Consider the following 21,190-nt stretch of genomic DNA (forward strand, 5'->3'; position numbering starts at 1 on the left):
GCACCACAGCGTGGCGCGCGGGGTCCCGGCGTGGCAACCGTCACGCGCCCGGAATCCGGCCGAACCGGTGGCGGGTGGCGGTCAGCGGACGGCCGGACGGGTGGGTGGCCGGTCGGACCCGCGGAAGACGGACGGCCGGACGGGTGGGTGGCCGGTCGGATCCGCGGCGGATGGGCGGCCGGACCCGTGGCCGGTCGGACCCGCGGCGGATGGGCGGCCGGACCCGTGGCGGACGGCGGACAGCGGACGTCCGGACGGGAGGGGAACAGCCGGACAAGTAACTGAGTGGGCGATGAGCGGTCGGACCGGCGGGCGTGGTTCAGCCGCTCAGGGACTCGTCCATGGCGCGGACGAACTCGCCCCCGGGGTCCATGTCCAGGCTCCAGACCATCAGCCCGCCCAGGCCGCGCTCGGCGGCGTAGGCGCCCTTGAGCCCGACCACCTCGGCGTTGTCGTAGGTCCACCACTCGTCGCCGTCGTAGACCCAGTACGCTCCCGCGTCCTCGTCCAGGTGGCGCTCGCCCGCCAGCTCCTCCGCGTCCGAGAACGCCTTCGTCGGCCCGTCGTAGTCGTCGTCCGCGGGCCCCTCGGCGGGCTGTCCGCGCCCGGCGTCGGCCGGCTCCACCCCCTGCCAGCCGCGCGCGAAGGCGGGCAGGCCCAGCACGAGCTTGTCCGCCGGGGCGCCCTGGTCCAGGTAGCGCCGGACCGCGGCGTCCGCGCTGTTCGCCTCGGGGTCGGACTCCGGCGCGTACAGGTTGGAGTGGTGCGCGGTCCGGTCCGTCCACGGCCCGGAGAAGTCGTAGCCCTGCACGGTCGCGAAGTCGACGTGGTCGAACACCGCGCCGTCGTAGGCTCCGGCGGACCCCTCCCCGCCGGGCAGCGACACCGACAGGGTGTACTCCTGGCCGGTCTCCTGCGCCAGCGCGTCGAGCTGTCGGCGGAACTCGGCGACCAGCAGCGTGAAGTTGGCCGGATCGTCGGGGTGCTCGGTGTTGTCGGGGTGGCCGCCGCCCGCGGGCCACTCCCAGTCCAGGTCGATCCCGTCGAACACCCCCGCCGCCACTCCCCGGCCGCCCTGGGGCTCGTCCTCCAGCACCGGCAGGTCGCCGCGCAGCCACAGGTCGACGCAGGAGGACACGAACGCCTCGCGCGACTCCTGGGTCCGGGCCGCCTCGGAGAAGTGCGTGGACCAGTTCCAGCCGCCCAGGGACAGGCTCGCCCCCAGGTCCGGGTGCCGTTCGCGGAGCTGGCGCAGCTGGTTGAGCCCGCCGGCGAGGGGCTGGGAGTAGGGGTCGGCCTCCCCGCTCACGCTCTCGTCGGCGGCGTAGCGGCGCTGGTAGAGCTCCCAGGGCTGGTCGTGGTTGTCCTCGGGGATGTGGCAGAGCCCGTCGGGGCTGACGGAGCCGAAGGCCCACATCAGCCGGGTGAGGCGCTCGGCGGAGCCGTTCTCCTGGAGCTCCGCGATCGTGAACCCGCGGTTGGCCGCGTTCCAGTCGGCGTAGTAGCCGATGCGTTCCATCCTCTGCCCGCCCACGGCCACCAGGACTCCCAGGATCAGGACGCCGACGACCGCCGCCGCGCCGATGAGGATCAGCGGACGCCGCCCGACGCGGCCGAGCGTTCTGGTCGATGCGGAGGCGTTCACACCTATGACGGTAGGGGGCGCACGGGACGAACGTCGGCGGTTCGGCCCAGGTCGGCCACATCAGGCCGTCCCCGGGGCGTCGGGAACCGGTCCGCCCTCCCGGACGTTGGTACGGCACCGTGGGGACGCCGGATGGCGGGGAGGGGCCCGCGCGACGGCCGGGCCGGGGCCGGGCTCAGCCCTTGAGGTAGTCGCGCAGCGTCCCGGCCCTCGACGGGTGGCGCAGCTTGGCCAGCGTCTTGGCCTCGATCTGCCGGATCCGCTCACGCGTCACCCCGAACTCCCGGCCGACCTCCTCCAGCGTGCGGGGGTGGCCGTCGGCCATGCCGAAGCGCAGCCGGATGATGCGCTGTTCGCGGTCGGAGAGGTCGCCGAGCAGGTCGCGCAGGTGCTCCTGCAGGAGGCTGAACGCGGCGGCCTCGACCGGCACCACGGCGTCGGAGTCCTCGATGAAGTCGCCGAAGTCGGACTCCTCCTCGCCGATGGGCGCCTGGAGCGACACCGGCTCGCGGGCGATGCGCTGGATCTCCAGGACGCGCCGGTCGCCGAAGCCCGCCGCCGTCGAGATCTCCTCCGTCGACGGTTCCCGGCCGAGCTGCTGGTGGAGCTGGTGCTGGACGCGCACGAGCTTGTTGATGGTCTCGACCATGTGCACCGGGATGCGGATCGTCCGCGCCTGGTCGGCGATGGCCCGGGTGATGGCCTGGCGGATCCACCACGTGGCGTAGGTGGAGAACTTGAAGCCGCGCGTGTAGTCGAACTTCTCCACCGCCCGGATCAGCCCCAGGTTGCCCTCCTGGATCAGGTCCAGGAAGAGCAGCCCCCGGCCCATGTACCGCTTGGCGATGGACACGACCAGGCGCAGGTTGGACTCGATCAGGCGTCTCTTGGCGCGGGTGCCTTCTTCGACCAGGGCGGTGAGCTCCTCGGCGCCGCACTCGGCCGTGGGCTCGCGGCGCTGGGCGTACAGGCCCGCCTCGATCGCCTTGGCGAGCTCCACCTCCTGCTCGGCCGTCAGCAGAGGCACCCGGCCGATCTCCCGCAGGTAGAGCCGGACCAGGTCCGAACCCGAGCGGCCGCTCGCTCCCCCGGGCCCGGCCCCGCCTCCCATGGGGTCGGGCGGCGGCCCGGCCCCGTCCGCCTCGGCGCCGGGGTCGGCGACCTCCACCCCCATCCCGGCGAGCTGGTCGACCGTCCGTTCGAGGTCGTCGGCGGGCGCGTCCAACCGTTCCAGCGCGGAGGCGACCTCGACCCGACTGACCGTTCCCCGTCCCGGATCAGGGAGAAGTCGGGCCACCTGACGAGCAAGCGGAATTTCTTTGGTCACAACCATGGGAGCCACCCCACCATTGTGCCCACAAGGGTACCGAAAGGGGGAGATCTATTATTGTCACCCCGGTGCCACACTCAACCCGAGGCCTCCTCCTGGAGGGCGCGTTTTTGCTGCTGGAGCACCATGAGTTCGGTGGCGACGCGCTCCTGTTCCTCGGCCTGAGTCCGTGGATCGAGTCGGGACAGCGCCGATTTGAGGTTTGCCATCCGCCGATTGATGGAATGAGTCCTGATTGTGCCCAGCATTTGTGCGGCGTAATGTTCGTCGAGTTCTCCATAGAACTCGATCTCCTCGACCGCCAATCGCGTGAGGAAATCGCGCTGGGCGTCGGTGGGCGCCGCTTCACGCAGGTCGATGGCCCAGCGGCCGGGGTCGTGCGCGGCGGCCACCCCGCCCAGGCCGCGGATGAGGCCGAGGACGGCCTTGTGCTGGGGGACGGTGAAGTCCTCGTCGGAGAACTGGTCGAACCCGACGGCCAGCCCCGGGTACTGCACGGCGATCTTCAGGGCCTGGCGCTCCCGCTGCACGGAGGGGTCGCGCAGGTCGTAGGGCGCCTCGCGGGCGTCCGGTGTGACCGGGGGGCCGGCCGGGGCCCCGCCCCGGGCCTGCGCCCGGCCTGCCCCGCGGGCTCCGGCGCGCTCGGGACTCCGGCCCCCCGCCCGGCCCATGTGCTGGCGCACGCGGCGCAGGACGAAGGCCTCGTCCATCAGGCCGAGCCACCGGTCCAGGTTCTTGCCGTAGGCCAGGCGCACGCCCTCGTTGCGGATGCTGGCCACGACGGGCGCGGCGGCGTCCAGAGCGGCGATCCGGCCCTCGGCGGTGGTGAGATCGTACTCCTCCATGACCTTGCGGATCATGAACTCGTACAGCGGCGCGGCCTGGTGGACCAGGTCGGCGACGGCCTGCGGGCCCTGCTGGATGCGCAGGTCGCAGGGGTCGAGCCCGTCGGGCTGCACGGAGACGAAGGTCTCGGAGGCGAAGCCGTGCTCCTCGGCGAAGGCGCGGACGGCGGCCTTCTGCCCGGCGGCGTCGCCGTCGAAGGTGAACACCACGCGGCCGCCGTGGTTGGAGCGGCCCTGGAGCATCCGGCGCAGGATCTTGACGTGGTCCTCGCCGAAGGAGGTCCCGCACGTGGCCACGGCCGTGGGCACGCCGGACAGGTGGCAGGCCATCACGTCGGTGTAGCCCTCGACGATGACCGCCTCGTTGTGGCGGGAGATCTCCCGCTTGGCGAGGTCGAGCCCGTAGAGCAGCCGTCCCTTGTGGAAGATGGGGCTCTCTGGGGAGTTGAGGTACTTCGGCCCGTCCTCCTCGGACGCGAGCTTGCGGGCGCCGAAGCCGACCACCTCGCCCGTGACCTCGCGCACCGGCCAGAGCAGCCGGTTGCGGAAGCGGTCGTAGGCTCCGCGCCGCCCCTGGCTGGCCAGGCCCCCGGTGATGAGCTCCTGGTCGGTGAAGCCCTTGTTGCGCAGGTGCGTGGTGAGGTTCTCCCAGCCGGCGGGCGCGAAGCCCAGCCCGAACTGCTCGGCGTTCTCCCGGTTGAAGCCGCGGTCGGTGAGGAAGCGCCGCGCGGTGACCGCCTCGGGGGACAGCAGCCGTTCGGCGTAGAACTCCGCGGCGGCGCGGTGCGCCTCCAGCAGCCGCTGGCGCTGGCCCTCGTCGCCGCGCCGGGTGCTGCGACCGCCCTCCTCGTAGCGCAGGGTGATGCCGCTCTGCTTGGCGAGCGACTCCACGGCCTCGGCGAAGCTGAGGTTGTCGATGCGCTGGAGGAAGGAGATCGCGTCCCCGCCCTCTCCGCAGCCAAAGCAGTAGAACAGGTTCTTGGAGGGGGTGACGTTGAAGGAGGGGGACTTCTCGTCGTGGAAGGGGCACAGGCCCTTCAGCGAGCCGCCGCCGGCGTTGCGCAGCTGGAGGTACTCGCCGATCACGTCCGCGATGGGGGTGCGCTCGCGCACCAGGGCGATGTCTTCGTCTTTGATCCGTCCTGCCACGCGTTCCAGCGTAGTTCGCCCCGGCGACGTTCGAACCAGCGGTCGCGACGGTGGACACCGGGCCCGTCACGCAGGGCGTCCTCCGCCCGGGCCAAGGACGAGCGCTGAGCCGCCGTCCTCACCTTCACCCGTGCTCGGGGCCGAGGTCACGTGCCGTTGCCCCGGGAGCCACCGGGAGTCCACCGGCGCGACGGCTCCGTGCCCGTGGCGTCCGACACGATCGGAGGCCCCGCGCAGCGTCCCCCGTCGTCCCCTCACGGAGGAGGGCCCCTCCCCATGGCCTATCCGCCCCCGCACCCGCCCGCGCCCGCGCGCCGCAGGCCTCCATGGCCGCTCCTGGTCGCGGCCGCCGCCGTCGCACTGCTCGTCCTCGTCGCCGCGGCCCTGTGGGCCATCGGTCGCGCGGACGGCTCCCTGACACGGGTCCGGGGCGTGGTCGGCTCGGAGAAGGTGCCCTTCTTCGAGGACGAGCGGGTCCGGTCCCGCCTGGCCGAACTCGGCTACGAGGTGACCGTGCGCCCCCTCGGCTCGCGCGCCATCGCCGAGGCGATCGAGGAGGGGGAGGACTTCGGTTCGCCGGGCAGCACGCCCTCCACCGAGCACTTCAAGGAGGTGAACGGGGTCGAGGAGGAGTACCGGCCCTTCTCCACCCCCATGGTGCTGCTGAGCTACGAGCCCATCGCCGAGGCCCTGGCGGAGGCGGGCGTGGCCGCCCAGGAGTCCGACGGCACGTGGTCGTTCGACATGCAGGCCTATCTCGACCTCACCGAGGAGCGCACGCGCTGGCGGGACCTGCCCGGCGACTCGGTCAGCGGCAGCAACCGCAACGAACTGCTCATCCGCACCACCGACCCGCGCACGTCCAACTCCGCGGCCATGCACCTGGTGGTGCTGTCCTACCTGCTCAACGACGAGGAGATCGTCCAGGGCACGTCCGTGGACGACGACATGGCCGCGACGCTCTCGCGGCTCTTCCTGGCGCAGGGCCAGCCGCCGGACTCCTCCCAGCAGCCCTTCGAGCACTACCGCGACCTGGGCCCCGGCCACACGCCGCTGGTGTGGGCCTACGAGTTCCAGTACATCGCGGCGGCGGTGCACGGGCCCGCGCTCCCGGAGGACGCCGTGGTCATGTACCCCTCCCCCACTGTGTTCTCCACCCACACGATCCTGCCCGTCACCGAGCAGGGCTCCGAGGTCGGCCGTCTGCTCACCGAGGACGAGGGGTTGCAGGCGCTCGCCGCCGACTACGGCTTCCGCACCGAGGACACCGAGCGCTTCGAGGCGCTGGTGAGCGAGCACGCGCTGCCCATCCGCGAGCAGGTCGGCGACGTCGTGCACGAGCCCGCCTACCGGACCGTGGAGGCGCTGATCGGGCGGATCGAGCAGGAGTACAGCGACAGCGGACAGCCCGCGCCCGCCGCGGACCGCCAGCCGGGACCCGGCGGCCCGGGCGGCCCCCTCGACGACCGGAGGATGCCATGACCGCCCCCCTGCGCACGGCCGCGGCGGCGGCCGCCGCGGCCGGTCTGCTGCTGAGCGGCTGCACGCCCGACGGGGGCGGCGGCGCCGACACCACCCTGCGGATCCTGGCGGGCAGCGAGGTCGCCGACCTCGAACCCCTGCTGGAGGAGGTCACCGAGCGCACCGGCGTGGCGGTGGAGATGGAGTACGTCGGGACCCTCGACGGCATGGCCAGGGTGGCCGCCGGCCGCGTCGACGACGTGGACGCGATCTGGTTCGGCTCCAACCGCTACCTCGGCCTGCTGCTGGAGGACGACCAGCGGGTGCTGGCCGAGGAGCACCCCGTCATGCTCTCGCCCGTCGTGGTGGGCGTGGCCGAGTCCACCGCCGAGGCACGCGGATGGACCGGTGACGCCGAGGTGACCTGGGCCGACATCGCCCGGGCGGTCTCGGAGAACGAGTTCCGGTACGGCATGACCAACCCGGGCGCCTCGAACTCGGGGTTCTCCGCGCTGATCGGGGTCGCCTCCGCGCTCGCCGACACCGGCGCGGCCCTGGAGGTCGGGGACGTGGAGGAGGTCGCCCCGGAGCTGGAGGAGTTCTTCGCGGGCCACGCGCTCACCTCCGGCTCGTCCGGCTGGCTGTCCGACACCTACGCGCGCCGGGCGGCGGAGGGCGACGCGGTGCCGGGGCTGATCAACTACGAGTCCGTGCTGCTGTCGCTGAACGAGTCCGGTGACCTGCCCGAGCCGCTGCACATCGTGCGCCCCGCCGACGGGGTCGTGACCTCGGACTACCCCCTGACCCTGCTCGCCGATCCCTCTCAGGAGGCGGCCGACGCCTACGACCGCCTCGTGGCCGACCTGACCTCGGAGGACACCCAGCGGCAGATCACCGAGCGGACCTGGCGCCGCCCCGCGACCCCGGGCGTGGACGCCGCCGGGGACGTCCCCGACCTGGTCGAGCTGCCCTTCCCCACCCACCAGGACGTGGTCGACGAGCTGGTGGGGCGATACTTCGCCGACCTGCGCCGGCCCACCCGGACGGTGTTCGTGCTCGACGTGTCGGGCTCCATGGAGGGCGAGCGCATCGAGTCGCTGCGCACGTCGCTGAGCGCCCTGACCGGCGTGGACGACCAGTCGCTGGCGGCCCTGTCGCAGTCCTTCCACGAGCGCGACGAGGTGACGCTGCTGCCGTTCAGTTCCCAGCCGGAGGAACCGACGACGTTCGTCCTGGGCGACGCGGAGTCCGCCGTCCGCGACGACCTGTCCGGGCGCATCGACGGCCTGGCCGCCGAGGGCGGCACCGCGGGCTACGACGCCCTGGCCGACGCCTACGGCTTCCTGGACGGAGCGGACGAGGCCGAGGACTTCTTCACCTCCGTCGTGCTCATGACCGACGGCGAGGTCAACGAGGGCATGGACGCCGACGGCTTCGCCGACTTCCACGCGGGTCTGGAGGAGCCCGTGGCGGGCGCCCCGGTGTTCACCGTGCTGTTCGGCGAGTCCGACGCACCGGAGATGACCGGGCTCGCCGAGCTGACCGGCGGCCGCGTCTTCGACGCCCGCGAGCAGAGCCTGGACGCCGTCTTCCGCGAGATCCGCGGCTACCAGTGACCAGCTAGCGCCACCGATGGCCGCGGGCCCCGGCGGGGAGGTCGTGCCCCGACGGACGGGGGCCGGGCCAGGGGTGGAACCGGGGCTCTCCGTACCGACAGCGCGGCCACGGGCGCGCCGGGCCCTGGGGCCCGGCGCGCCCGTGGGGCGGGTGCCGTGTGCGGCCCCGGCGGGGGCGCCTCCCCGCCGGGGCGCGGTCACCGGGAGGGCGTCCGCTCCTCCTCGGCCGACCGCTCCGCCGCCTCCGGCGCCGGCGTCTCGGCCGCCGCGGGGCGGGCCGTCGAGACGCGGCGCTTGTTGTAGATGTCGAAGGCCACGGCCAGCAGGAGCACCAGGCCCTTGATGAGCTGTTGCCAGTCCACGCCCAGGCCGATCAACGACATGCCGTTGTTGAGCACGCCCATGACCAGTGCGCCGATGACGGCGCCGATGACCGTGCCCACACCGCCGCTGGCGGAGGCGCCGCCGATGAAGGCCGCCGCGATGGCGTCCAGCTCGAACATCGTCCCGGCGCCCGGGGTCGCCGCGTTCAGGCGCGCGGTGAACACCAGTCCCGCCAGTGCCGAGAGCACGCCCATGTTGACGAACACCCAGAACGTGGTGCGCCGCGTGCCGATGCCCGACAGCGCGGCGGCCTGCTCGCTGCCGCCGACCGCGTACACGCGCCGCCCCATCGTCGTGGAGCGCATCACGAACGAGTACCCGGCGATGAGCAGCACCAGCAGCACGCCCACGATGGGCAGCCCCTGGTACTGGGCCAGGACGTAGGTGAAGGCCATGATCACCACGACGGTGGCGGCCGAGGAGGCCGCGGTCACCCCGGCGGGGGGCGTCGGCAGGCCGTACCTGATCGCACTGGCGCGGCCGTTCCACTGGATCCACACGAGCGCCCCGGCGCCGAGCGCGCCCAGGACCAGGGTCACGGCGTGGAGTCCGAGCGATTCCGGCCCCGGCAGGTACCCGGTGGCGATCCGGCGCAGGGCGACCGGCAGCGGGGAGACGGACTCCCCGCCCAGCACGGCCAGGGTCGCGCCGCGGAAGATGAGCATGCCCGCGAGCGTGACGATGAACGCGGGCACGCGCACGTAGGCGATCCAGAACCCCTGCCAGGCGCCGATCAGAGCGCCCAGCAGCAGCGCCAGCGGCACCACGACGATCGTGGGCAGCCCCCAGGAGGTGAGCATGACCGCCGACACCGCGCCGGTGAAGGCCACGACCGATCCCACGGACAGGTCGATGTGCCCGGTGATGATCACCAGCATCATCCCGATCGCCAGGATCAGGATGTAGGAGTTCTGCATGATCAGGTTGGTGACGTTGAGCGGGGTGAGGAGCAGGCCTCCGGTGAGGACCTGGAAGAGCACGATGATCGCCACGAGGGCGATCGCCATGCCGTACTGGCGGGCGTTGCCGCGCAGCAGGTCCGCGCCGAGGCGGGTCAGGCGGGACGTCCTTGTCGGTCGGTTCACGGGTGGCCCCCGGTTCGCGTCATCAGTCTCATCAGGGTCTCCTGGTCGGCCCCCTCGCCGGGGACCTCACCGGTGATGCGTCCCTCGCACATCGTGTAGATCCGGTCGCTCATGCCGAGGATCTCGGGCAGTTCCGAGGAGATCAGCAGGACGCAGGCGCCCTCGGCGGCGAGCCTGCGCACGATCAGGTAGATCTCGTACTTGGCGCCCACGTCGATGCCCCGGGTGGGCTCGTCGAGGATGAGGAGTTCGGGTTCGGTGAACATCCACTTGCCGAGGACGACCTTCTGCTGGTTGCCGCCGCTGAGCGTGCGGACCCTCTGGGTCGTGCCGTGGCTGCGGACGCGCATCCGCTCGCTCATCCGCGCGGCCTCGACCGCCTCGCGCCCCGGGTCGATGACCCCGCGCGAGGACACCCGCCCCAGTCCGGCCAGGGTGGTGTTGTGGCGGATGTCGTCGTCCAGGACCAGGCCGAGGTTCTTGCGGTCCTCGGGGACGTAGGCGATGCCGCCCCGGATGGCCGCGGCGGTGCTGGAGGTGTCCAGTTCGACACCGTCCTTGTACAGGCGCCCGCGTACGTGGCGGCCGTAGGAGCGGCCGAAGAGGTTCATCGCGAACTCGGTGCGGCCGGCGCCCATGAGGCCCGCCATGCCCACGACCTCGCCCGCGCGCACCTCCAGGTCGATCCCGTCGACCACGCGCCGCCCCGGCTGGGCGGGGTGGTCGACGGTCCAGTCCCGGACCTCGAACCGCACGGGTCCGACGTCGCCGATCCGCTCCGGGTGCCGGTGGTCCAGGTCGCGGCCCACCATGCCGCGGATGATGCGGTCCTCGTCCACCGAGGGGGTCCCGTCGGCGTCGCGCTCCACGGACATGGTCTCGATGGTGCGCCCGTCGCGCAGCACGGTGATCTCGTCGGACACGCTGACGACCTCGCCGAGCTTGTGCGAGATGAGGATGCACGTCACCCCCTCGGCCCTCAGGTCCAGCAGCAGGTCGAGCAGGCGGGCGCTCTCCACCTCGTTGAGCGCCGAGGTGGGCTCGTCCAGGATGAGCAGCCGTACGCGTTTGGCCAGGGCCTTGGCGATCTCGACGAGCTGGCGGGCGCCCACGCTCAGCGCCGAGACGGGCGTGGCCGGGTTCACGTCCAGTCCCACCCGGTTCAGCACCTCCCGCGCGCGGGCGTGGGTGGCGCCCCAGTCCACGATGCCGAAGCGGGCCCGCTCGTGGCCGAGGAACACGTTCTCACTGATCGACAGCTGCGGGATGAGCGCCAGTTCCTGGTGGATGATGGCGATCCCGGCCCGCTCGCTGTCGGCGACCCCGGAGAACGCGCAGGGCTCGCCGTCGACGAACACCTCGCCGGTGTAGGAACCGGCCGGGTGCACGCCGGAGAGGACCTTCATCAGCGTGGACTTGCCGGCGCCGTTCTCGCCCATGAGGGCGTGGACGCGGCCGTGGCCCACGCTCAGCGACACCCCGTCCAGGGCGCGTACACCGGGGAACTCCTTGCGGATGTCGCGCATCCGCAGGAGCGGCCCGCCGTGCGCGGCGGGCCACTCGTGCGCGGTACTCATTCGAGGTCGGACTCCTCGTAGTAGCCGCTCTCGACCAGGACCTCGTGGTAGTTGTCGATGTCCACGTTGACGGGCTCGAGCAGGAAGGCGGGCACGACCTTGACCTCGTTGTCGTAGGTCTCGGTGTCGTTGACGGGGACCTCCTCGTCGGCCAGCACGGCCTCGGCCATGTCGACGGTCTGGGCGGCCAGCGCGCGGGTGTCCTTGAAGATCGTCTGGGTCTGCTCGCCGGCGATGATCGACTTGACCGAGGACACGTCGGCGTCCTGGCCGGTGATCACGGGCAGGGGCCGCTCCTCGCTGCCGTAGCCGACCGCGCGCAGGGACTCGATGACGCCCAGGCTGATGCCGTCGAAGGGCGAGAGCACGGCGTGCACGTCGTCGTCGGAGTAGTTGGCGCTGAGCAGGTTGTCCATGCGGGCCTGGGCGAGCGCGCCGTCCCAGCGCTGGGTGGAGATCTGCTCCATGGAGGTCTGGCCGCTGCGCACCTCCAGGACGCCGTCGTCGATGTAGGGCTGCAGGACCGACATCGCGCCGTCGTTGAAGAAGTAGGCGTTGTTGTCGTCGGGCGACCCGCCGAACAGCTCGATGTTGAACGGGCCCTCCTCGTTCTCCAGGTCGAGGGCGTCGACGATGTACTGGCCCTGGAGGACGCCGACCTCGAAGTTGTCGAAGGTCGCGTAGTAGTCGACGTGGTCGGTGCCCATGATCAGGCGGTCGTAGGCGATCACCGGGATGTCGGAGGCGTCCGCCATGTCGAGCACGTCGCCGAGGGCCTGGCCGTCGACGGCCGCGATGACGAGGATGTCGGCGCCCCGGGTGATCATGTTCTCGATCTGGGCGACCTGGTCCTCCACGACGTCCTCGGCGTACTGCAGGTCGGTGCCGAAACCGCGTGCCTCGAACTCCTCGACCATGTTGGCGCCGTCGTTGATCCACCGCTCCGAGGACTGGGTGGGCATGGAGATGCCGACGGTGCCGGCCTCGCCCTCGGGTTGGGCGGCGTCGCCGACGCCGCCGCAGGCGGTGAGCAGCAGGGCCGCGCCGACGAAGGCGGCGGCGACGGCTCCTGCTCTGGTGTGCGTGCGCATGTGGGACCTCACTTGTTCGTGTGGAGGGGGCGGAGCGGGGGTCACCGCGTCCGGGAGGACAGGGTGACGACGGTCCAGGAGACGGGCGGCAGGGTCACGGTGAGGCGTCCGCCGTCCAGTCGGGCCGACTTGTTGGGCTGGGGCACGACCCGGTCGGGGTCGTCCATGGTGTTGGCGGCGTGGGCGTCGTCGTCGGCGAGGGTGAGCGCGTCGGCCACCGCGGTCGGCGTGAGGCCGCGCAGGTCGACGGTGAGGGCGACCGGCTGGTCCACGGAGCGGTTGACGACGAACACGGCGGTGCGGCCGGTCTCCTCGTCGTGGGTGACGGCGCTGTCGACCACCTCCACCCCGCCGTACTTGGCGGTGTCCTGCACAGGGGCGTCCAGGTCGGCGCGCAGGACGTGGCCGGCGGCGGAGGCCGCGGTGAGGGCGAAGGGGTGGAAGATGGTCTGCCGCCAGGCGGGGCCGCCGGGTTCGGTCATGATCGGCGCGATGACGTTGGCGAGCTGGGCCTGGCTGGCGGCGGTGACGCGGTCGCTGTGGCGCAGGAGGCTGATGAGCATGTTGCCGACCACGACGGCGTCGGCGACGTTGTACCGGTCCTCGATGACGCGGGGCGCCACCTGCCAGTCGTCGGTGGGCTGGACCTCGGCGAGCGCCTGGTGGCGGCTGAGGTACCAGACGTTCCACTCGTCGAAGGAGAGCTGGATGCGCTTGCGGTCGCGCAGCTTCGCGCCGACGGCGTCGGCGGTGGAGACCACCGAGTCGATGAAGTGGTCCATGTCGGTGACCGCGCCGAGGAAGCTGGCGAGGTCGCCGTCGTGCTCCTCGTAGTAGGCGTGCAGGGAGATGTACTCGACGGCGTCGTAGGTCTCCTCCAGGACAGTGGCCTCCCACGCGCCGAAGGTGGGCATGGCCGACCCGGAGCTGCCGCACACGACCAGTTCCAGGTCGCGGTCGGCCATCTTCATGGCGCGGGCGACCTGGGCGGCCTTGCGCCCGTAGGAGCGGGCGTCCAGGTGGCCGATCTGCCAGGGGCCGTCCATCTCGTTGCCCAGGCACCACATGCGGATGTCGTGGGGGTCGGGGTGGCCGTGGGCCGCGCGCAGGTCGGACAGGCGGGTGCCGCCGGGGTGGTTGGCGTACTCCAGCAGGTCGAGGGCCTCCTGGAGTCCGCGGGTCCCCAGGTTGACCGCCATCATCGGCTCGATGTCCTGGCGGCGGCACCAGGTCATGAACTCGTCGAGGCCGAACTGGTTGGTCTCCAGGCTGTGCCAGGCCAGGTCGCGTCGGACCGGGCGCCGGTCCTTGGGGCCGACGCCGTCCTCCCAGCGGTAGCCGGAGACGAAGTTGCCGCCGGGGTAGCGCACGGTCGTCACACCGAGTTCGCGGACCAGGGCGGCGACGTCCCGGCGCAGGCCGTCGGCGTCGGCGGTGGGGTGTCCGGGCTCGTAGATCCCGGTGTGGACGCAGCGCCCCATGTGCTCGACGAAGGAACCGAACGTACGGCGGTGGACGGGGGCCACGGGGGTCGCGGCGTCGACGCTCAGGGAGGCGTTGATCATGTGGACTCCTCGGAACAGGTGGTCGGGGCGGTCGGGGCCGTGGCGGCCGTGGTGGGCGGGCGTCTCATGGGAGGTCTCCTGAGGTGTGCGGGGGCGCGGGTCAGCCCTTGATGCCCGCTCCGGCGACACCGGTGACGATGTGCTTCTGGAAGAGCAGGAAGACGACGAGCAGGGGGATGGCGCCGAGCACGGCGGAGGCCATGACCTGCGCGTACTGGATGCCGTACTGGCCCACGGCGGTGCCCAGGCCCACCGGCAGGGTCATCATCTCCGGGTCGTTGGTCACGATGAAGGGCCACAGGAAGTTGTTCCACGCGCCGATGAAGGTGAAGATGCCGACGGCGGTGAGGATGGGCCGCGACAGCGGCAGGATGACGCTCCACAGCACGCGCAGCGGTCCGGCGCCGTCGAGGCGGGCGGCGTCCTCGTAGTCGCGCGGGATGGCGTCGAAGAAGCGCTTGAGGATGAACACGAACACCGGGGCGACGACCTGGGGCAGTGCGACGCCCCAGTAGGTGTCCACCAGCCCCAGCTGGGTCATCAGCACGAACTGCGGGACGATCAGGGTCTGCGGCGGGATGAGGATGCCGCCGACGACGAGCGCGAACAGGCCGGGCCGTCCGCGGAAGTCGAACCGGGAGAACCCGTAGGCGGCCAGCACGCACAGGATGAGCGTGAGCACGGTGACGATGACGGTGGTGATGAGCGAGTTCACCGTCCAGCGGAGGATGTCGCCGCGGCCGAGGACGAGCTGGTAGGCCTCGAACGTCGGGTTCTCCGTCAGCCACGTCGGCGGCATGACGGTCGTGTCGCCCTCGGTCTTGACCGAGGTGGCGAAGGCCCACAGCAGCGGGACGAACCAGAGCAGGGCGGCCAGGGTGGCGACGGTGTAGAGGGCGACCGAGCCGACCGACCACCGGCGGCGGCGCGGGGCCGCGGGCCGGGAGGCCGTCGCCGCGGGGCCCGGGGCGGTGCGCGGTGCGGGGGGCGTCGAGGTGGCCATCGTCAGCCCTCCTTCCGGGAGAAGAGGCGGAACTGGGCGATGGAGGCGGCGATGATCAGGACCATGAAGACGTAGGCCATCGACGAGGCCAGGCCGATGCGCAGCCCGACGAAGCCGGAGTCGTAGATGTACTGGATGACGGTACGGGTGGCGAAGTTGGGGCCGCCGCTGGTCATCAGGTAGATCTGCTCGAACACGCGCAGCGAGCCGATCAGCTGCAGGACGGCGATGAGCGCCGTGGTGCGGGCCAGCAGCGGCAGGGTGATCCGGCCGTTGCGCTGCCAGGCGCCGGCACCGTCGATCGCGGCGGCCTCGTAGACGTCCTTGGGGATGGACTGCATGGCGGCCAGGTAGAGCAGGTAGTTGAAGCCGACCTGCCACCACGCCGTGGCGATGACCACGGAGAACATCGCGGTGTCCTCGGAAAAGAGCCATTCGGGCCCCTCGATGCCGAACCGGCCGAGCATGCCGTTGAACAGGCCCAGGCTCGGGTTGTACATCCAGCCCCAGATGAGGGTCATCACGGTGACCGGCAGCACGAAGGGGGCGAAGAACGACAGCCTCAGGAACCAGCCGAGTCGGCGCGCGTGGTCGGTGAGCAGGGCCAGGCCGAGCGCGAGCAGCACCATGAGGGGCACGCTCAGGACCGTGAACCACAGCGTGTTCCACAGCGAGTCGTACATGGCCGGGTCGGTCAGGGTCTCCGACCAGTTGTCCAGTCCAACGAAGGAGACGTCTCCGCCGGCGAGGCTGCGGTCGGTGAAGCTGTAGCCGAAGCCGACGACGGCGGGCCACAGCAGGAAGAGGGCGTAGAACGCCAGGAACGGCAGGACGAACCACAGACCGGTCCAGTCGGTCGGACGGCGGCGCACGTCGACGAGGCCGGGCGGTGCCGTGGTGGCGGGTCCGGGCGCGGGGCGGGGCGCGGGAGCCCGGGTGTTCTGGGTCATGGTGGGCTCCCTACACCGGCGACGGGACGGACAGAAGGCCACGGATGGTGCCCTTGAGCTGGTCGAGCGACTCCTCCGGGGTCTGGGTGCCCTGGTGGAGGGTGGTCAGGGCGCCGGCGGCCTCCTCTTGGAGCCGCCCGGCGGAGCCGCTGAACCAGGCCTCGGGCTCGAACTGGACGTTCTCCGCGGCCTCGCGGTACTCGGACTGGGGGTGCAGCGCGTCGTACTCGGCGCTCTCCACCACGGGCTGGTAGGCGGGGATGTGTCCGCCGCCGGCCCAGGTCAGGCTGTTGTGCAGCATCCACGCGGCGTACTCGGCGGCGGCCCGGGTGCGTTCGGGGTCGCGGTCGCGCTGGTGCGGGAAGACGTAGCAGTGCGAGTCGCCGCGCGTGCGGTGGTTGCCGAACACGGCGGGGAACTGGGCGGCGGAGAACTCGATGCCGGCGGCCTCCAGCGTGGGGATCTCCCAGTTGCCGTGGATCATCAGTCCGGCGTGCCCGTTGGCGATGTTGGCGGCCGTGTCGGCGTCCCTGGAGTGGCGCGGGGCCAGGCCCTCCTCGGAGAGGCGGTACATCACGTCCATGGCGGCCAGGGCCTTGTCCTCGTCCATCTCGAAGTCGTCCCCGCCGAGGACGAGTTCGCCGTCCTGCTGGCGGTAGAGCGCCCAGAAGTTGGACCAGGGGTTCCAGGTGTCCATGGAGAGCCCGTAGCCGCCGGTCACGCCCTGGATCTCGCGGAGCAGGTCGAAGTAGCCGTCCACCCCGGAGACCTCGACGAGGCGGTCGTCGGCGTCCAGCACGCCCGCCTGCCGGCACACGTCGAGGTTGATGTACTGGATCAGCACGTGGGTGTCGATGGGGATGGCGTACAGCTGCCCGTCGAAGAAGCACTTCTCCCAGATGTTGGGCAGCACGACGGTGTCGTCGATGCCGAACTCGGCGAGCAGCGCGGGGTCGATCGGGTCGAGCAGGCGGCCGGGTGCCAGGCTCTCCAGGCGCGAGACGTGCACGGTGGCGATGTCGGCGCCCCGGCCGCCCGCGGCGCCCATGGCGACCTTGGTGTAGAAGGGGGCGCCCCAAGTGAAGGTGGTGGCGCGGAAGTCGATCCCGGGGTGCTCGGCCTGGTAGGCGTCGTGCATCTCGATCATCCGGTTGCCGTCGCCGCCCGCGAACAGGTTCCACTGCCGCAGCCGGGTGTCGCCGCTGATGAGGGTGTCGGGCGGGGCACAGCCGGCCGCCGCCAGGCCCGCGGTGGCCAGGGCGCCGGTGACGAAGGCCCGGCGGCCCGGCCCGGCCGGGGCCGGGGGTGGTGCGTGTACTGCTCCTGATGCTCTGCGCATGGTCTCTCCTTGCGCCGGGGGGCCGGAGGGCCCGGTCGACCGGGCCCTCCGCGGTGGGGGATCTCGGGGTGCGCCCCGTCCGGGGCGCCTCGTGACCGGTGCGGGATCAGACCTGGACGTACTCGATGCCGGCGAGTTCGCACAGGACGCGCCAGTCCTCGGCCCGGGCACCGGTGTTCATGACCATGTGGTGGGTGCCGCCGGCCCGCAGCCAGGCGTCCATGCAGGTCCGGACGCCCGTGGCCGGCTGGAACTGACCGTAGGGCATCTCCAGGTCGGGCAGCGCGGGGGTGTCGACCACCTCGCCCTCGGCCACGACCAGGCGGAAGCGCTCGCCGCCGAGCGCCACCAGCGACGCCAGCGTGGCCGGGCCCGGCCGGTACCGGAAGACGATCGTGGGCGGGTCGTCCAGGCCGCCGATGCCCAGCGGGCGCTTGATCAGGCGGATCGGTTCGTCGTCGCGGGCCACCCTCCAGTTGCCCTCCCCCATGTGGCTCATGAGGATGGAGTCGGTGGGGAAGTCCATCGCGTACATCTCGGTGAAGTGGCCGTCCCCGGCGAGCTGGTGCCCGGCGTAGACGATCGAGGCGGCCAGCACGTCGCCCTCGCCCGCGAACCCGTAGCCCTTGGCCATGAGGGTGGAGGCGGCGGCCATGGGCAGGCGGGCGAAGCGGCCGTCCTCGCCGATGGCGTCGAAGTGCGTGGAGTAGGCACCGCAGCCGGTTGCCTCCAGCAGCCGCTCGATGCCCAGCTGCATGCGCGCGTGGTCCTCGCGCTCCTCCTTGGACAGGCGCTCGTCCACCTCGAAGGCCCCGTCCTCCCACTCCATGAGCTCGGCGACGGCCTCGGCGGGCAGCTCGGCCATGGTGCGGTGCAGGGCGCCCGGGGCGATGATCTCGATCTCGGGTCCGAGCTTGCGCAGGAACGCGGTCTCGTCCACGCGCGCGTCGCCCATGCCGTTCATGGGGTAGCCGAACACGCCGACCCTGAGCGAGCGCAGGGCGGTGACGGCGCGTGCGGCGCGCGCCCAGCGGTCGACGCGGGCGGTGAACTCGGCGCTCTGCCACTCCCCCGTGATGACCTCGAAGGGCAGGCCCGCGCGCACCATGGCGTTGGCGGTGTCCTGGGCGCCGTGGATGCCCTGGTTGTAGGTCATGTCGGCCATGTCCCAGGAGGGACTGACCGCGGGGTCGGGCTGGATGTTGGCCAGCGCGACCGGCAGCCGCATCTGGCTGAACAGCCGGGTGACGCGCAGGGAGGGCCCGTAGGTGAGCATGACGACCATGACGCCGTCGAGGCCGGCGGCCTCGAACTCGCGCACGGCCCGCTCGGCGTCGGCGCGGCCGCGCACGGGCGGGCTGACCGTCCACTCGGCGGTCTCCGACAGCGAGGCGGCGACCCGGGCGGCGTAGTCGGCCTGGCGCTCGGTGATGCCGGGGATCATGTCGTCGTAGAGGGGCTGCATGATGCCGAGCAGGCCGATGCGGGGCCGCCGGTTCCTGATGGGCTCGTGGGCCGGGGAGGTCGGGAAGGAGGGGCCGCGGCCGGAGTCCTCCGGGCGGAGGCGGGAGCCCTCCTCCTCGCGGGGCGGCTCCGGGGCGTTGGCGGGTGACGGGTGGGGCACGGAGGTGTCCTTACTGGCCGTAGACGTTCTGGTAGCGGTCGTAGAGGGCGTCGATGTGTTCCTGGGGCAGGCGCTCGACGGGGCCGTTCGCACGGGCGATGTGCACGGTGCGGGCGACGTCCTCGCACATCACGGCGGCCTTGACGGCGGCGCGGGCCGTGTCGCCGATGGTGAACACGCCGTGGCCGCGCATGAGCACGGCCGGGGAGCGCTGGCCGTCGAGGGTGGCGACCAGGCCCTTGCCGATGTCGTCGCCGCCGATGAGGGCGAACGGGCCGACCGGGATGTCGCCGCCGAACTCGTCGGCCATCGCGGTGATGGCGCACGGGACGGGTTCGCCGCGGGCCGCCCAGGCGGTGGCGTAGGGGCTGTGCGTGTGCACCACACCTCCCACGTCGGGGCGCGCCCGGTAGACGTAGGCGTGCGCGGCGGTGTCGCTGGAGGGCTTGTGGCGGCCCTCGACGACCGTGCCGTCGAGGTCGCACACCACCATGTCCTCGGGGGTGAGGTCCTCGTAGGACACACCGCTGGGCTTGATCACCATCAGGTCCGCGTCGGGGACGCGGGCGGAGATGTTGCCGCTGGTCCAGGTCACCAGGTTCCAGCGCAGGAGTTCGGCGTGCAGGGCGCACACCTGCTCGCGCAGGGCGTCGGTGGTCATCGTGTTCCCTTCCGGGCGGCGTTGCGGAGGGCGCGCAGCCGGTGCAGGCTCGCGCTCCCCCCGCGGCCGAAGTGGTCGTGCAGTTCGGTGTAGAGGGCGAAGAGGTCGTCGTAGGCGGCGGCGCGCGCGGGGTCGGGGTCGACGGTGTCCTCGCGGACGCCGCCCATGGCCGCGGAGGCGGCGTGGATGTCGGGGTGGGCCCCGGCCGCGACCGCCGCGTGGATGGCGGCGCCCACGGCACAGCTCTGTTCGGAGGCCACGAGCCGGATCGGCCGGTCGAGCACGTCGGCGTAGACCTGCAGGACGAAGGGGTTGCGGACCATGCCGCCGCCGACGGTGAAGTCGTGGACGGGGACTCCGGCGGCCTCGAAGGCCTCGACGATGGTGCGGGTGCCGAAGGCGGTGGCCTCGACCAGGGCGCGGTAGACCTCCTCGGGCCGGGTGGCCAGGGTGAGGCCGACCAGGACGCCGGACAGGTCGTGGTCGACCAGGACCGACCGGTTGCCGCTGTGCCAGTCCAGGGCGACCAGGCCGTGGGAGCCGACGGGCGCCTCGGCGGCCATGTCCGAGAGCAGGTCGTGGACGGACAGGCCGCGTTCGCGGGCGCGGTCGTGGTATTCCGGGGGGACGTAGGAGTCGGCGAACCAGGCGAAGATGTCGCCGACGCCGCTCTGCCCGGCCTCGTAGCCCCACATGCCGGGGGCGATGCCGCCGAGGGCGAGCCCGCACATGCCGGGCACCTCGGCCAGGACGTCGGAGTTCATGACGTGGCAGGTGCTGGTGCCCATGATGGCGAGCATCCGGCCGGTCCCGGTGGTCTGGGCGGTGGCGGCGGTGACGTGGGCGTCGACGTTGCCGACGGCCACCGGCACGCCCTCGGGGACGCCGGTCCAGGCGGCGGCGCGGGCGGTGACGCGGCCGGCGCGCTCGCCGAGCTGGGAGAGGGGGTGGTCGAGCTTGTCCTGGGCGAAGGAGGCGAAGGCGGGGTCGAGGGCGCCCAGGAAGTCCGGGCTCGGCCAGGCGCCGTCCTGGTGGATGCCCTTGTACCCCGCGGTGCAGACGTTGCGGGTCTCCTGTCCGCACAGCTCCCACACGATCCAGTCGGCGGCCTCGATCCACCGGTCGGCGCGGTGGTAGGTCTCGGGGTCCTCACGCAGGACCTGCAGGCCCTTGGCGAACTGCCACTCGGAGGAGATCTTTCCGCCGTAGCGGGGCAGCCACGCCTCGCCGCGGGAGGCGGCCAGGGCGTTGATGTCGTCGGCCTCGCGCTGGGCCGCGTGGTGCTTCCAGAGCTTGGGCCAGGCGTGCGGGCGGTCGGCGAGTCCGGGGAGTTCGTTGAGCGGGGTGCCCTCGCGGGTGACGGGCATGACGGTGCAGGCGGTGAAGTCGGTGCCGATGCCGATGATGTCGGCCGGGTCGACGCCGGCGGCGGCGATGGCCTCGGGGACGGCGGTGCGCAGGACCTGCCGGTAGTCCTCGGGCGACTGGAGCGCGGTCTCGGGCGCGAGGGCCTCGGTGCCGCCGGGCAGGGTGCTGGAGATGACGCCGTGCTCGTACTCGTGGACGGCGGTGCCCAGTTCGGCCCCGTCGGCCACGCGGACGACGACGGCGCGGCCGGAGAGGGTGCCGAAGTCCACCCCGACGACCACGGCGTCCGGACCGGTGTTGTGAGCGTTAACAATCTGGGCCACGCGGGTGCCCTCCTCGGGGTCGGTACTGGGGGTCGGTGCGGATATCGTTGCGAGCGTTCAGCGGGGTCGGGCGGGCGGGGCCGCCCGCCGGGGGGCGGGCCCTCCTCTCGCGAGGCGGCTCCGGAGCGGGGGTCGGAGGTACGGACGGGAAGCCGGGGGCGGGCGGGGTCGGGC

The 21,190-nt window shown here is 72.1% G+C and carries 15 protein-coding genes; 2 read left to right on the forward strand and 13 right to left on the reverse strand.

Annotation, left to right across the window (positions count from 1 at the left end):
- Positions 1-319 precede the first annotated feature (319 nt).
- From ADL05_RS08200 to dnaG, 3 genes are all read right to left on the reverse strand, one after another.
- Complete coding sequence (locus tag ADL05_RS08200) at positions 320-1,645, reverse strand: glycoside hydrolase family 18 protein (protein ID WP_053616269.1); 1,326 nt, start codon at positions 1,643-1,645, stop codon at positions 320-322.
- 175 nt (positions 1,646-1,820) lie between these two features.
- Positions 1,821-2,942 (reverse strand): RNA polymerase sigma factor RpoD, encoded by a 1,122-nt coding sequence (gene rpoD / locus ADL05_RS08205; protein ID WP_053616270.1) that lies wholly within the window; start codon positions 2,940-2,942, stop codon positions 1,821-1,823.
- A gap of 110 nt (positions 2,943-3,052) precedes the next feature.
- Complete coding sequence (gene dnaG / locus ADL05_RS08210; RefSeq protein WP_053616271.1) at positions 3,053-4,969, reverse strand: DNA primase; 1,917 nt, start codon at positions 4,967-4,969, stop codon at positions 3,053-3,055.
- 276 nt (positions 4,970-5,245) lie between these two features.
- Here dnaG and ADL05_RS08215 point away from each other — a divergent pair, with 276 nt between their 5' ends.
- Together ADL05_RS08215 and ADL05_RS08220 are read left to right on the forward strand one after the other, a co-directional pair.
- On the forward strand, positions 5,246-6,451 hold the full coding sequence (locus tag ADL05_RS08215; RefSeq protein WP_053616272.1) for a hypothetical protein: 1,206 nt from the start codon (positions 5,246-5,248) through the stop codon (positions 6,449-6,451).
- Positions 6,448-8,046, forward strand: coding sequence for a VWA domain-containing protein (locus ADL05_RS08220; protein WP_053616273.1), 1,599 nt, complete (start codon positions 6,448-6,450; stop codon positions 8,044-8,046). Before ADL05_RS08215 ends, ADL05_RS08220 begins: the two co-directional genes overlap by 4 nt.
- Before the next feature lie 197 nt (positions 8,047-8,243).
- Here ADL05_RS08220 and mmsB read toward each other — a convergent pair whose 3' ends face one another.
- The 10 genes from mmsB to araB form a co-directional block, all read right to left on the reverse strand.
- A complete protein-coding gene (mmsB, locus tag ADL05_RS08225) occupies positions 8,244-9,515 on the reverse strand; it encodes a multiple monosaccharide ABC transporter permease (protein WP_053616274.1) in 1,272 nt (423 codons plus the stop codon).
- Positions 9,512-11,092, reverse strand: a complete 1,581-nt coding sequence (locus tag ADL05_RS08230; RefSeq protein WP_053616275.1) for a sugar ABC transporter ATP-binding protein — start codon at positions 11,090-11,092, stop codon at positions 9,512-9,514. The genes mmsB and ADL05_RS08230 overlap by 4 nt, the downstream gene beginning before the upstream one ends.
- A complete protein-coding gene (gene chvE / locus ADL05_RS08235; RefSeq protein WP_053616276.1) occupies positions 11,089-12,183 on the reverse strand; it encodes a multiple monosaccharide ABC transporter substrate-binding protein in 1,095 nt (364 codons plus the stop codon). Before chvE ends, ADL05_RS08230 begins: the two co-directional genes overlap by 4 nt.
- Positions 12,184-12,224: 41 nt before the next feature.
- Positions 12,225-13,748 (reverse strand): alpha-N-arabinofuranosidase, encoded by a 1,524-nt coding sequence (locus tag ADL05_RS08240; RefSeq protein ID WP_053616277.1) that lies wholly within the window; start codon positions 13,746-13,748, stop codon positions 12,225-12,227.
- A 100-nt stretch (positions 13,749-13,848) separates the two neighbouring features.
- Positions 13,849-14,751, reverse strand: a complete 903-nt coding sequence (locus ADL05_RS08245; RefSeq protein WP_053616278.1) for a carbohydrate ABC transporter permease — start codon at positions 14,749-14,751, stop codon at positions 13,849-13,851.
- Between the two features lie 2 nt (positions 14,752-14,753).
- Positions 14,754-15,701 (reverse strand): carbohydrate ABC transporter permease, encoded by a 948-nt coding sequence (locus tag ADL05_RS08250; protein WP_053616279.1) that lies wholly within the window; start codon positions 15,699-15,701, stop codon positions 14,754-14,756.
- 10 nt (positions 15,702-15,711) lie between these two features.
- The gene (locus ADL05_RS08255) at positions 15,712-17,040 is read right to left on the reverse strand and encodes an extracellular solute-binding protein (RefSeq protein WP_053616280.1); all 1,329 of its coding nucleotides are present in this window, start codon (positions 17,038-17,040) and stop codon (positions 15,712-15,714) included.
- 106 nt (positions 17,041-17,146) lie between these two features.
- A complete protein-coding gene (locus tag ADL05_RS08260; protein WP_053616291.1) occupies positions 17,147-18,544 on the reverse strand; it encodes an L-fucose/L-arabinose isomerase family protein in 1,398 nt (465 codons plus the stop codon).
- A 130-nt stretch (positions 18,545-18,674) separates the two neighbouring features.
- Positions 18,675-19,325: an L-ribulose-5-phosphate 4-epimerase gene (locus tag ADL05_RS08265; protein WP_053616281.1), complete on the reverse strand. Its 651-nt coding sequence runs from the start codon at positions 19,323-19,325 to the stop codon at positions 18,675-18,677.
- Positions 19,322-20,974 carry a ribulokinase gene (gene araB, locus ADL05_RS08270; protein WP_053616282.1) on the reverse strand — a complete coding sequence of 551 codons (1,653 nt, stop codon included), beginning with the start codon at positions 20,972-20,974 and terminating at the stop codon, positions 19,322-19,324. Before araB ends, ADL05_RS08265 begins: the two co-directional genes overlap by 4 nt.
- Positions 20,975-21,190: the final 216 nt, after the last annotated feature.

Origin of the sequence: Nocardiopsis sp. NRRL B-16309 (genome assembly GCF_001279585.1) — a bacterium.
Classification (GTDB): domain Bacteria; phylum Actinomycetota; class Actinomycetes; order Streptosporangiales; family Streptosporangiaceae; genus Nocardiopsis.